12 protein-coding genes and 1 other RNA gene are annotated in these 12,253 nt (G+C 40.4%); 3 read left to right on the top strand and 10 right to left on the bottom strand.

The genetic code is table 11. The features are described from left to right. Positions 1-145: 145 nt before the first annotated feature. Positions 146-961, top strand: a complete 816-nt coding sequence (locus tag LKO28_RS01445; RefSeq protein ID WP_227692751.1) for a hypothetical protein — start codon at positions 146-148, stop codon at positions 959-961. 83 nt (positions 962-1,044) lie between these two features. On the opposite strand, the gene LKO28_RS01440 is transcribed toward LKO28_RS01445, so the two are convergent. The 7 genes from LKO28_RS01440 to LKO28_RS01410 form a co-directional block, all read right to left on the bottom strand. Next, entirely contained in the window at positions 1,045-2,289 is a 1,245-nt protein-coding gene (locus LKO28_RS01440) for a sulfate adenylyltransferase subunit 1 (protein ID WP_227692750.1), read from the bottom strand. Positions 2,290-2,308: 19 nt separating this feature from the next. Next, positions 2,309-3,199, bottom strand: coding sequence for a sulfate adenylyltransferase subunit CysD (gene cysD, locus LKO28_RS01435; RefSeq protein WP_227692749.1), 891 nt, complete (start codon positions 3,197-3,199; stop codon positions 2,309-2,311). 25 nt (positions 3,200-3,224) lie between these two features. Further along, on the bottom strand, positions 3,225-3,920 hold the full coding sequence (locus LKO28_RS01430) for a phosphoadenylyl-sulfate reductase (RefSeq protein WP_227692748.1): 696 nt from the start codon (positions 3,918-3,920) through the stop codon (positions 3,225-3,227). Next, entirely contained in the window at positions 3,904-4,497 is a 594-nt protein-coding gene (locus tag LKO28_RS01425) for a bifunctional precorrin-2 dehydrogenase/sirohydrochlorin ferrochelatase (protein ID WP_227692746.1), read from the bottom strand. Before LKO28_RS01425 ends, LKO28_RS01430 begins: the two co-directional genes overlap by 17 nt. 6 nt (positions 4,498-4,503) lie before the next feature. Next, entirely contained in the window at positions 4,504-5,283 is a 780-nt protein-coding gene (gene cobA, locus LKO28_RS01420) for a uroporphyrinogen-III C-methyltransferase (protein WP_227692745.1), read from the bottom strand. A gap of 2 nt (positions 5,284-5,285) precedes the next feature. Beyond that, on the bottom strand, positions 5,286-7,394 hold the full coding sequence (locus tag LKO28_RS01415) for a nitrite reductase (RefSeq protein WP_227692744.1): 2,109 nt from the start codon (positions 7,392-7,394) through the stop codon (positions 5,286-5,288). Positions 7,395-7,648: 254 nt separating this feature from the next. Then, positions 7,649-7,942, bottom strand: coding sequence for a DUF2892 domain-containing protein (locus tag LKO28_RS01410; RefSeq protein WP_227692742.1), 294 nt, complete (start codon positions 7,940-7,942; stop codon positions 7,649-7,651). Between the two features lie 92 nt (positions 7,943-8,034). Here LKO28_RS01410 and LKO28_RS01405 point away from each other — a divergent pair, with 92 nt between their 5' ends. Beyond that, positions 8,035-8,886 (top strand): ATP cone domain-containing protein, encoded by an 852-nt coding sequence (locus LKO28_RS01405; RefSeq protein WP_227692740.1) that lies wholly within the window; start codon positions 8,035-8,037, stop codon positions 8,884-8,886. Positions 8,887-9,023: 137 nt separating this feature from the next. Beyond that, positions 9,024-9,170 carry a FeoB-associated Cys-rich membrane protein gene (locus tag LKO28_RS01400; RefSeq protein ID WP_227692735.1) on the top strand — a complete coding sequence of 49 codons (147 nt, stop codon included), beginning with the start codon at positions 9,024-9,026 and terminating at the stop codon, positions 9,168-9,170. A 40-nt stretch (positions 9,171-9,210) separates the two neighbouring features. Here the strand turns inward: LKO28_RS01400 and LKO28_RS01395 are convergent, their stop codons facing one another. The 3 genes from LKO28_RS01395 to LKO28_RS01385 all read right to left on the bottom strand — a co-directional run bounded on the left by LKO28_RS01395 (position 9,211) and on the right by LKO28_RS01385 (position 12,239). Then, positions 9,211-10,578, bottom strand: a complete 1,368-nt coding sequence (locus LKO28_RS01395) for a sigma-54-dependent transcriptional regulator (protein WP_227692734.1) — start codon at positions 10,576-10,578, stop codon at positions 9,211-9,213. A gap of 51 nt (positions 10,579-10,629) precedes the next feature. Further along, positions 10,630-11,020: RNase P RNA component class A (rnpB, locus tag LKO28_RS01390), an RNA gene on the bottom strand. A gap of 19 nt (positions 11,021-11,039) precedes the next feature. After that, positions 11,040-12,239 (bottom strand): NAD(P)/FAD-dependent oxidoreductase, encoded by a 1,200-nt coding sequence (locus LKO28_RS01385; RefSeq protein WP_227692732.1) that lies wholly within the window; start codon positions 12,237-12,239, stop codon positions 11,040-11,042. Positions 12,240-12,253: the final 14 nt, after the last annotated feature.

Raw genomic sequence — 12,253 nt, 5'->3', positions numbered from 1 at the left:
CTTTATGTTGAAAATAAGAAAGAGAATAGCTAGAGATTTAGTATAATTTTCTATTTAACATAATGTGAATTATGTATCGATAGTCTAGTGTCATATACTTGTTTATGCAATATGGCATGTTTCTTGTTTAGTTGCCCATATATCAATGAATAAATACAAAAAAATGACGATCACCTTTATTAAGAAATTAGGTTGCATATGCCTGATAGCACTTGTAACACTATCGTGTTCAAAAGACGACAATGAAAGCCTTGAAGGAACCGGTTCGCATACCGTAAGTGTATTTCCGATTAAGGTTGGTTTATCTCGATCAAGTGACATTAAAATTTTCGTATCGGAAAAACCTTTCGAATCTTACGACAAATTCGCACCTTTAGGCTCAGTTTCCGTACCCGTACAAAGCAAAATAACCGATTCTATAAACGTCAACGTCAGTAAATACGTCGGCAAAACACTTTTCTTTACACCACTTCGTAAGCATTTACTTTCGGATAATTACTACACGATAGCAGGTAAATCATCACCTGTCAATTCTGTCCTGATCGAAGATTCTAAATCAGAATATAAAGTCTCGCTAATCCTTACGGAGCCTGAATCCGGCAGTTATGCCTATGACGAAGCACATATGACGTTGACTGTTCAAAAAGGTACTACGCCTGTCGCTAATAAGGAAGTATATTGGTATGGAACATCGTTTGCTTGGGGCCCGGAGATGATCCGCACTATCGAAAACAGATATATGATCGATCAATCGATTGTACAATTATCCATGGGAAAAACAAAAACAGATGGAACGGTAAAAATCTCAATTCCGGTGGATGAAAAAGGAATAACGTCTCTAGGGACAACACAAGAAGTCAATCACAACGAACATGTCTTTTTCGTCCTTGAAAATGGAAAAGTAAAGCCAGTTCTGGTGGACGTCAACGCATTAACGCTTTTCCAAACCTTACAATACTAACGTTCTGAAATCTTAGTTAAATAAAAAGCGATACTTTCTAATTTAAAGTATCGCTTTTTATTTAATCGAAACCTAGCTTTATATTAAGCTACATTATCGACCATAAGTGCACCAACGGTTAAATTCGTTCTAGGATCAATCAAAATACCCTGCGAATTCTCTGGAAAATCACGATTTAAATCAAAGACCACCTCTCCTGCTGCTTTAATTTCAATTTTTCCAATATCATTTAGCTGAATATCAGTATCATATTGCTTTTCCTGTGTATTTACATCAAATTTGTAATGTATATCCGCTACTTTTATCTTCGTTACTGTCGTATGATTTTGCAGCAAATAAACCTGATTTTTATCAAGTGGCTTATTATCAAACCAACAGATATTTACCTCAAAATTTCGTTCAGCTAACGGAGGATGCCCAGCATTTGCAATGATGTCACCTCTTGAAATATCAATATCATCCGTTAAATGTACGATAACCGACTGTCCATTTTCAGCTTGATCCAAAGTTTGTTCTGCTAATTCAACACGTGCTATCCGACTTCTCACACCACTTGGCAATACAACAACCTCGTCACCAGTTTTTAGTCCGTCGCCCAACACGCGTCCTGCGTACCCCCTATAATCATGCAAATCGTCGGTCTGAGGACGTACTACCCATTGCACGGGAAAGCGCCACGAATGCGATTTTTTATCTGCTATATTCACAGTTTCCAAGTAATCCAACAAAGAAAGCCCATCATACCAAGTCATCCTATCCGAACGATTAACGATATTATCCCCTTTCAAGGCAGATACCGGAATGAAGTCTACATTCTCTAACCCTAAACGATCAGCCAACGCAAGATAATCTGTTTTAATTTTCTCGTAAACAAATGGATCGAATCCAACCATATCCATTTTATTAACACAAACAAGAACCTTTTTCAAAGACAATAACTTGGCTAGGAACGAATGTCGTTTTGTTTGTTCAATAACCCCTTTCCGCGCATCAATTAAGATAATGATCAATTCCGAATTTGAGGCTCCTGTTATCATATTACGTGTATACTGTATATGACCGGGCGCATCAGCGATAATAAACTTACGCTTCTCCGTTTGAAAATATTTATAGGCTACATCAATGGTAATTCCCTGCTCCCGTTCCGCTTTCAAACCATCAGTCAATATAGCTAGATCTACGGTTCCATCATTATTTTTCCGGTTTGCCTTTTGGATGGCTTCCAATTGATCGTCTAAAATCGAATTCGTATCATACAACAACCGGCCAATCAATGTACTTTTTCCGTCATCTACGGAGCCTGCTGTTATAAATTTGAGTATATTCATTTTTCGCTAACTTACTTCCTTAAAAATATCCCTGTTTTTTTCGTTCTTCCATGGCCGCTTCCGAAACTTTATCATCCATCCTTGCCCCTCTTTCACTAACCGTTGAAGCTTTTATTTCTGCTATGATATCATCCAATTCAGTCGCCACAGAATCTACAGCAGCCGTACACGTCATATCTCCTACCGTTCTGAAACGCACAGATTTATGCTCAACAATATCTTCATTATCGATTTGTAATGCTGGCGCTGCCGCCATCCATTGTCCATTGCGTAAAACAACGTCCCTTTCATGACTAAAATATATCGACGGCAGGGCTATATTTTCTCTTTTGATATAATTCCAAACATCTAATTCTGTCCAGTTCGATATTGGAAATACACGTACGTTTTCACCTTTGTGGATTTTACCGTTGAAAATGCTCCATAATTCCGGGCGCTGGCGCTTCGGATCCCATTGTCCAAATTCGTCACGTACGGAAAAGATACGTTCTTTTGCTCTCGCTTTTTCCTCATCCCTCCGAGCTCCTCCAATACATGCGTCAAAACCATATTTTTCGATGGTATCTAAAAGTGTTACGGTCTGTAAAGGATTTCGACTCGCATTTTTTCCTTTTTGTTCTATTGCTTTACCTTGGTCAATACTTTCCTGTACATGTCCTACGATAAGTTTTTCTCCTAGCTGTTCAACCAGCCAATCTCTAAACTCAATTGTTTCCGGAAAGTTATGTCCGGTATCAATATGTACTAAGGGAAAGGGGAATTTTCCCGGACGAAAAGCTTTTTTCGCCAAATGTACTAACGTTATTGAATCCTTTCCTCCTGAGAACAAAAGCGCAGGATTTTCAAATTGTCCGGCTACCTCGCGCAGGATGTATATTGCCTCTGCTTCTAAATGATCTAAATAATCCATTTTCTATTTATACTCTGTTGACTGTTTATTGTGTAACATGTAGGCCACATTCTTTTTTACTTTGGTCTTCCCACCACCATCTCCCAGCGCGGAAGTCTTCTCCCTCACGTATTGCACGCGTACAGGGTTGGCAACCTATACTCGGGAAGCCTTTGTCGTGTAAAGGATTATAAGGTATACCGTTCTTTTTTAAGAAACTTTCTACCTCGTCCAATGTCCAATCGAACAGTGGATGTACTTTAATAATATTGTTTGCAGCATCCCACTCCACATTTTCCATATCTTCCCGATTAGGTGACTGCTCTGCCCTTATACCGGTAATCCATATATCAAACCCCTGTATAGCGCGGTGGAGCGGCTCGATTTTGCGTATATAACAACACTCTTTCCGATTTTCGACCGATTCATAAAAACTCGACGGTCCCTTTTCAGTGACCATTCGTTCTACTGCCTGGGTATCCGGATAATATGCCTTAATCGGAAGTTTATATTTTTCCAACGTCCTATTCCAAACATAATATGTTTCCGGAAAAAGACGTCCCGTCTCCAGCGTAAAGAGAGAAATTTCTCTTCCAGTTTGCGCAATCAAATGGGTTAACACTTGATCCTCTATGCCGAACGATGTTGAAAAAACTGTTCTAGAACCATATTTTCTCTGTATATGATCAATAATTTCCGCGGCGTTCAATCCCCGTATTTCCTGCTTAATTTCTGCTATCATACGATTTTTTAGCTAAAACATCTTTTGTGTGCTCATTTAACACTCGCACCTTCTCTTGGAAATCTCCTTTTAATGTATTTCTTAACTCTCCCATTAAGTCGAGTGTGTCGTCAATTTCTTCTGGAAGAAGGTCGTTGAAAAACTCTTTGAGCCGCTTGGCTATTGTCGGCGATTTTCCGTTAGTTGATATCCCTACTTTCAGGTTGCCTCTGGAAACAACTGAACCTAGATAAAAATCACAAAGGGCAGGTTTATCGGCCACATTCAATAAAATATGATGTTTGCTCGCGAGCTGACGGATGTGCGCGTTTAAAGACGCATTATTGGTCGCCAACATAATTAAATCTACATTTTCGATATCACTTATATCAAACCCTCTTTCAGAAACCTCGATATTCAACTTGCCATTAGCCAATGCGTAGACCTCTGGATTAACTTCTGCGGCTACAATATGTATATTAGCATCCGGTGAATTTTCCAAAATAGCCTCCAACTTCTCCAAACCAACGTTTCCAGCACCTACCAACAAAGTTTTAATTTGATGAAGCTTTACGTATATAGGAAACAGTTCGTTCATTTGGATTTAAACAGTAAGTGATTGAAGTTCTTTTTTAATATGCTCAAAAGCCCGATGTTTAGCAACCACCTCACCCAATACAATAATTGCCGGAACCCCCACTAAATTACGCTCTGCTTCCTCCAAGATATTATCGATTCGTCCTAAAGCAATACGCTCGTTTGGTAATGAACCATTTTGAATCAGCGCAATAGGTAGCTGCCCTTTACCATGTTGTTTATAAAAATCCACAATTTGCGGTAATTTCGCATATCCCATCAGCACGACAACCGTAGCGCTTGTATGTACGGCTGACTGCAAGTCGTCCGAAAGGCGGCCATCTGACGTCGAACCCGTGATTACCCAAAAACTCTCACTTATGCCGCGGTAGGTCAGCGGAATTTGTTGCAGTCCAGTTAAGCCTACCGAGGAAGATATCCCTGGAATGACGTCTGTAGGAATATTGTATTGTCTTATATAATCTATCTCTTCTCCTCCCCGCCCAAATACAAAAGGGTCTCCACCCTTTAAACGTACCACGTGACCGTGAGTCAAGGCATAATCAACTAAAAGCTTATTGATATAGTCCTGCGAAGTAGAGATGCGCTCTGCTCTTTTCCCCACATAAATAATCGTACAAGACGCTTTAGCATAAGACAATAACTCTTCATTTATTAGAGCATCATATAGAATAACATCTGCTTCGCGTATAGCCTTCATTCCCTTTAAGGTAATCAAGTCAGGATCTCCCGGCCCTGCTCCTACCAAAGTTACTTTTGGCACTATATGTTTATTTTCTTGTTGCATGACTATTTCTCTAACACAGCCTCCCGTTGTGATTTCGTTTGCGCTAAAAAATTCTGCGCCTGAGCATAATATGCATTTGCAAAAGCAGCAGTAGGTTCGTTTTTGCTGATTTGCAAAACTACATCAGCAAAACTAGTCCCTCCGAGATCAAACTCACCTGTTTCCACAAAATGCGTATCAAAATCTCTAATAATACTAATTTGTGTACTGCTGTGTATCTGTTTGTCTAATAACAATGCTTTTGCACTATTAATGAAAGAACTATACGTGTGGTAAATTCCATCTGCATACGCCTCAGCTTCTAAAGATAACGCTGCGTAATGCAATTTCTCTTGTGAATCTATTAAAAGGGCTGCAACAAGATCGATAATTACACCCGCACACTCACCAATACCAATTGCCCGTATAAATTCAGAATCTTGTCCCCAATCGATATACTCCTCATCCACCACCGTACTTTGATCCGCCAATGGCTTTAGAAGTTGGTAAAAATAATCCTTGCCTAAACCATCATAGTAGTCTAGAAAGCTGTTATATTCATTCGATTTTGCGCTGTAATCATCCAGAATAGTACGCAACACCTGTGGCGCCCGCTTAGAAGGAACCTTAATTACCTTATCTGCGGCACGTCCCTCGCCATTACCTACAGCTCCACCGCCCAATAATACCTGAACGGTCGGCATAATCTTTCCATTAACTTTCATCGAACTACCATGGAACCCAATATGGGCAATACCATGCTGGCCGCAACTATTCATACAACCCGATATTTTTATCTTAATCTCTTTATTGTGAATAAAATCGATATATTCCTCATAAATAACCGATTCCAATACACGAGACAATTCCATCGAATTCGATATACCGAGATTACAAGTATCTGTTCCTGGACAAGTCGTAACATCGGCCACACTATCATGCCCAGCTTCGGTTAACCCTAACGCATCTAAAGCCAAGAAAAGCTCGGGAAGGTTATCATGCGGAACATATTTAAGCAATAAGCCCTGATTGATGGTCACACGCATATCGTCCGCGATAAGGTGTCGTACAGAAGCTACTAGTTTACGCGCTGTATCCGTAGACATGTCGCCCGTTTTAGCTTTTATGAAAACTCCATAATATCCCGCCTGTTTTTGTGCAAATATATTGGTTGTTCTCCACTGCTCGTAAGCTAATTTTCTGTCTGCAGGTATCTCTACGTGAATTACCTCTGGTGTCGGCGGAACAGGCTGCTGAACAGTATTCCGATCAATTTTGTACGTCTTTACTTTATTAGCGATCTGTTCTTCCGCAGCCATTTTCACAAATTCATCAAAACCGACCTTATTCAATAAAAATTTCAAACGCGCTTTATTTCTATTCGCACGTTCGCCGTATATACCAAATACGCGTACTACAGACTCTGCGAAAGGAATAATCAGGTCCTCGTGCATAAATTCAGACACCGATTGCCCTATATAAGGTTGCGCACCTAAGCTTCCCCCTAGAACAACCTTAAAGCCACGAATCTCCTCGCCATTTTCATATTTTACTTTTGGAATAAAACCGATATCATGAATAAAAGAAAGTGCCGTATCCTCTTCGCTCGAAGAAAAACCAAACTTAAACTTCCGGCCCAATTCCATACTCACCGGATTGCCCAGAAAATATTTAAAGAAACCATGCGCATACGGCGCTACATCAAAAGGTTCCTTAGGGTCGATCCCAGCAATACAAGAAGCCGTAACGTTTCTCACCGTATTACTACACGCTTCGCGTATGGTAATATCATCTTCCGATAATTTAGCCCACAACTCCGGTGTTCTATCCAAACTTACATAGTGTATTTGAATATCCTGACGGGTAGTAAAATGCAGGTTCGAGGAAGCATATTCATCGGATACATCCGCAATCTTAAGTAGTTGCTTAAAGGTTAACTTACCAAAAGGAATTTTGATACGTACCATCTGTACCCCCGGCTGACGTTGACCATAGATACCCCGGGCCAATCGTAAAGATTTAAATTTATCTTCTACTATTTTTCCCTCCCGATAGGAACGGATATTCTTTTCTAGATCAATAATCTCCTGTGGAACAACCGGATTTTCTAATTCTGTGCGAAAACTTTGCATGAACCTAAACTCTTTTCTATTTATAAATCTCTCTACTATACTCCTCTTACGACCACCTCTCAAAAGCAGTACGTTTGCAAAGTTATAAATTTTTTTGCTATTAATCATATAAAATCTACCAATTTAGTATATATTGGTGATAAATATAATGGTACCGTGCTGTAAGCCCGAATTATTAGTCGTACGATAAACCAAAATAAAAGCCAAACCGACTGACGGTTTGGCTTTCACTAAGCGACGTAATAAACGTAAACCTACTTATCGAAATATCTACGTTCAATCAGCGTTAAATTACGTTCATCCGCTTGATCAATTGCTCCTGAAACCGGGCATTTTCCTGTCAGCCCCCGAGCGATCAAAGCGCCTCCCAAGGTTACGCCCGAAAGCGCACTTAATGGCTTTTTCACTAATTTTTTTATACTATAACCCAAAATGAAGCCCCCTGCTATTACGGAGAGCATGCGTTCCGAATTCGCTATCTTGCCTTGCTCGCAAACGCTATCCATTTTACTTCTCATTGTATCTACGGCTTGTTCTATAATTCCCATAACGCATCGTTTACAATCAGAACAAGTTATTTATCTAAAATGTTTTGTCATCCATCTAAAAAACTGTAATTTTTAGCACCAAATAGACGATAATGAAAATCCAGGTAAAGAAACATTCAGGTGAATTGGTTCCATTTGAACCAAAAAAATTGCGACATTCCCTTTCCAAATCAGAAGCTTCAGAAGAAGAAGTAGATAAAGTATTCGAGCGTATCCAGCCCCGTCTATACAACGGTATCACCACACGCGAACTTTATGAACTTGCGTTTGATTTACTGAAAAATCATCGGGATTCCTACGCCGCACGCTATTCATTAAAAAAGGCGTTGCGGGATCTTGGTCCCGAGGGCTTCTATTTTGAGAAATGGATCGGTAAATTATTTGCAAATGCGGGCTATCAGACGATCACCGGAAAAACCGTCCAAGGGCATGCCGTAACACACGAAATAGATGTGATAGCCACGAAGAACGAAATGATGCTAGCTATAGAATGCAAGTTTAGAAATGACGTCGATGCGAAAATATCCGTTACTACACCGATGTATTTTATATCTCGCGTAAAAGATATCAAAGGATTGTCCTTTTCATTTTTTGAAACACCACAAGAATTTACGGATGGCTGGTTGGTAACCAACGCTTATCTTACGTCAGACTCTATCCGTTTCGGTGAATATTATAATCTGAATATGCTAGCGTGGGACTATCCACCTCAAAATAACATTAAAAACCAGGTAGACAACCTTGCCCTCTATCCAGTTACCTGTCTCACCAATTTAAATGGTATGGAAAAATCTACACTACTTAAAAACGGCTGTATACTTGTCAAAGATCTAGTAGAAAACCCAGAGTATCTAGCCTATATACAAACCGCAAAGCATCAAAAAAAACGTGTCTTGATTGAAGCGCAAGAACTTATTCACAGTTTAGTGGACGAAGAGCTATAATTAAACTACCCTTAATATTTATTTAACACCTTTTAATCAAAAAGGCCTCATCTTTGCATAGATATATTTGCTTTTTAATTGAAAAAGCATTATGTTATCTAGTTATACATTTTAAATAGTTTTAAGTTATGGTAAAGATGGCACTTATTCTTCTTACGGAACAACATATACCTACACAAGGTCAAGAAACATCACCAACAGCGGCGATTATTGTCGGAGCGATTATACTTTTGGCTATTGTCGTCGTCCTTTATAGGCGGCAGAAACGAAAATTCAATGATTAAAAAAAGTGATGGAAAACCTCCATCACTTTTTTTGTATAAGCTAGTCTACCCGCTTTAAACCAAATTTTTCAATCTTATGATATAAATGACTACGTTGAATGCCAATGTCGTCTGCCGTTTTTGAAACATTCCAACCATTTTTACTCAATTTAAAATTGATGAATTCTTTTTCTGCATAATCCTTAAAATCCTGAAAGGACTCGAATTGATTAAAATTAAGGGAGTCTTCCGTATTCCCATTAACTGTCTGACTCGTAGGATTAGCGTATAGCGAGACATCTTTTTCGGTGATTTTTTTATCGCTCAAAATAATCAACCTTTCAATCATATTCCGTAACTCGCGGATATTTCCCGTCCAAGGCAAAGCTTGTAGCGCTTGCATCGCACCAGGAGTAATCTCTTTAGTTGGCGTATTGTATCCGCCACAAATCTCTTCACAAAAACTAGATGCGATAAGCGGAATATCCGCCATCCGTTGCTTCAATGACGGTACGTGAATTAAAATAACACTCAAACGATGGTACAAGTCCATTCGAAAGTTGCCATTTTCGATCTCTTTCAGTAAATCTTTGTTGGTAGCGGCAATCACCCTTACATTCACATCAATTTCTTTTTCTCCACCTACCCGCGTAATCTTATTTTCCTGTAAAGCACGTAACACCTTCGCTTGTGCCGAAAGGCTCATATCTCCGATCTCATCAAGAAACAATGTCCCCCCGTTCGCTTGTTCAAACTTCCCGATGCGCTGTTTCACAGCCGACGTAAAAGAACCCTTTTCGTGCCCAAACAATTCCGATTCTATTAATTCTGAAGGAATAGCAGCACAATTCACCTCTACTAAAGGAGAACTAGCGCGCGCAGATTTCTCATGAAGCCAATGTGCCACCAATTCTTTACCAGATCCATTCTCTCCTGTAATCAACACACGAGCTTCCGTAGGTGCCACCCGATCTATTGTTTCTTTTATGAGGCTGATTGTCGGGGAATCCCCCAATATCTCCTTGGTTTTGGAAACCTTCTTCTTGAGAACTTTTGTTTCCTTCACCAATACACCTTTCTCCAACGCGTTACGTACCGTGATTAACAACCTGTTGAGATCCAGCGGCTTTTCCAAAAAGTCAAAAGCTCCTTTCCTGGCGGCCTCAACTGCCGTCTCAATGGTACCGTGTCCGGAAATCATGATAAAAGGCGTGTCACAGATGGTTTGAGCCTCTGTCAAAACCTCCATGCCGTCCATTTTATTCATTTTGATATCACATAAAACGAGGTCTATTTTTTCCTTCTTCAGAATATCCAATCCATCAAACCCATTATCAGCATCCAGGACTTTATAATCTTCATACTCCAAAATATCGCGTAACGAGCTCCTTATGGGACGTTCATCGTCAATGATTAAGATTGTCGTCATTTATATGTTCAGCTTGGTAAGTAACTAATATAAGTATCTTTTATTAAAAAAAAAGAAGCAAACCTTGTAAGCCGGGTTCTGTATCCAAGTTTTTTGGATTTCTATCATTTATCTAGGCTTGCATTCACACACAAGCTCCATCAACCTACCCATTACGAATCCCGAAAATTCGGGAGAAAACGAGCCGCTTTCGATTTTCGTAACCTATTTGGTCTTTCAACACACGAGGTTTACCGTAATGCATGTCACCATACAAAACCGTGAGCTCTTACCTCACGTTTTCACCCTTATCACACCTTGAGGCATGACGGTATATTTTCTGTGGCACTTTCTGTCTCCTATTTTCATAAGAGCCTTCCCGTTAGGAAGCGTGTTGCCCTATGTTGCCCGGACTTTCCTCTCTCCCGCCCAAGGGCAAGACAGCGATAGAACCAGTTTGCTTCGCCGCAAAGGTAATAAAATTATAAATCCTGTGCAATCAAAAAGCCTGATGCCCAAGCCCATTGAAAGTTGTAACCACCGAGCCAGCCCGTTATATCCACCGCTTCTCCACCGAAATACAATCCTCGATATTTTTTAGTTTCCAAAGTACGCGGATTAAGTTCATCCGTCGAGACACCACCCCGCATCACCTCAGCTTTGTCGTACCCTTTGTCACCCGCGGGTTTGACCATAAATTTATGAATTGTATCCGCTATCAATTTTGCATCTGCCTTTCCCATCGAAGCAATCTTTAAACCAATTGGGAGATATTTTCCGAAGGCTTCCACCATCTTTTTCGTGAAATAATCGTTCAAAAGCTGACCAACAGTACGTTTTCCTCCCGCCAAACGCTCCTTTCTAATCAATTCCGTTATATCAAATTTAGGAAGTAGGTCGATCGTGAAGCGCTCGCCGGCACGCCAATAAGACGATATCTGTAAAATAGCAGGGCCGCTCAAACCCCAGTGCGTAAACAAAATGTTCTCTTCAAACGAAATTCGCGTATTAGATACGCGGGAAAAAATCGTGTTACCCGCAAGTGCCGTATACCAGGAAGCATCCTTCCCCGTAATGGTGAGCGGCACCAAGGCCGGGGCAATCTCTACAATTTGTAACCCCATCTGCCGCGCCGTCTTCAGCGCAAAATCCGAAGCACCTAGTTTGGCAACCGGTAAACCACCCGATGCAAAAACCACCTTCTTACAAAAAAGCTCCTGGTTCTCTCCCTCTCGCGTTAATAATATTGTATAACCTTCGCCTTCGCGCATAACAGATTTCACCTCCGTACGCAACCAAATATCCTGCCCCGTCTCATAAAGTAGCCGCGTAAAAACCGCGACAATATCTTTTGCTTTATTCGATTTGGGAAAAAGCTGCCCCAGTGTTTTTTCCTCGCCTCGAATATCGCCAAACGTATCAAAAAACGACAAGGTGTCCTCCACCGTCCATTGAGAGAAAGCAGCGTGTAGAAAATGAGGATTTGCCGTTACAAAATTTTCTGGAGACGTATAAAGGTTAGTAAAGTTACAGCGCCCGCCACCCGAAATTAATATCTTCGCACCAGGTTTATCGTTCTTTTCTAAAACTAAGGTACGCTTTCCCAGTAAGCCAGCTTGTGCCGCACACATAAGACCGCAAGCGCCTGCACCAATAATAATGGCATCGTAATTCCCTTGCACTATCCTACCTTTTT

This window comes from Sphingobacterium sp. FBM7-1 (genome assembly GCF_020687765.1).
Classification (GTDB): Bacteria; Bacteroidota; Bacteroidia; order Sphingobacteriales; family Sphingobacteriaceae; genus Sphingobacterium.
Note: the sequence above shows the minus strand (reverse complement) of the source record. Positions and strands in the feature narration are given on the sequence as shown.

What these genes read in the sequence shown, in the direction of transcription:
- LKO28_RS01445 (WP_227692751.1), top strand. Translation starts at nt 146, where the DNA reads ATGAATAAATACAAAAAAATGACGATCACCTTTATTAAGAAATTAGGT.
- LKO28_RS01440 (WP_227692750.1), bottom strand. Translation starts at nt 2,289, where the DNA reads ATGAATATACTCAAATTTATAACAGCAGGCTCCGTAGATGACGGAAAA.
- cysD (WP_227692749.1), bottom strand. Translation starts at nt 3,199, where the DNA reads ATGGATTATTTAGATCATTTAGAAGCAGAGGCAATATACATCCTGCGC.
- LKO28_RS01430 (WP_227692748.1), bottom strand. Translation starts at nt 3,920, where the DNA reads ATGATAGCAGAAATTAAGCAGGAAATACGGGGATTGAACGCCGCGGAA.
- LKO28_RS01425 (WP_227692746.1), bottom strand. Translation starts at nt 4,497, where the DNA reads ATGAACGAACTGTTTCCTATATACGTAAAGCTTCATCAAATTAAAACT.
- cobA (WP_227692745.1), bottom strand. Translation starts at nt 5,283, where the DNA reads ATGCAACAAGAAAATAAACATATAGTGCCAAAAGTAACTTTGGTAGGA.
- LKO28_RS01415 (WP_227692744.1), bottom strand. Translation starts at nt 7,394, where the DNA reads ATGCAAAGTTTTCGCACAGAATTAGAAAATCCGGTTGTTCCACAGGAG.
- LKO28_RS01410 (WP_227692742.1), bottom strand. Translation starts at nt 7,942, where the DNA reads ATGGGAATTATAGAACAAGCCGTAGATACAATGAGAAGTAAAATGGAT.
- LKO28_RS01405 (WP_227692740.1), top strand. Translation starts at nt 8,035, where the DNA reads ATGAAAATCCAGGTAAAGAAACATTCAGGTGAATTGGTTCCATTTGAA.
- LKO28_RS01400 (WP_227692735.1), top strand. Translation starts at nt 9,024, where the DNA reads ATGGCACTTATTCTTCTTACGGAACAACATATACCTACACAAGGTCAA.
- LKO28_RS01395 (WP_227692734.1), bottom strand. Translation starts at nt 10,578, where the DNA reads ATGACGACAATCTTAATCATTGACGATGAACGTCCCATAAGGAGCTCG.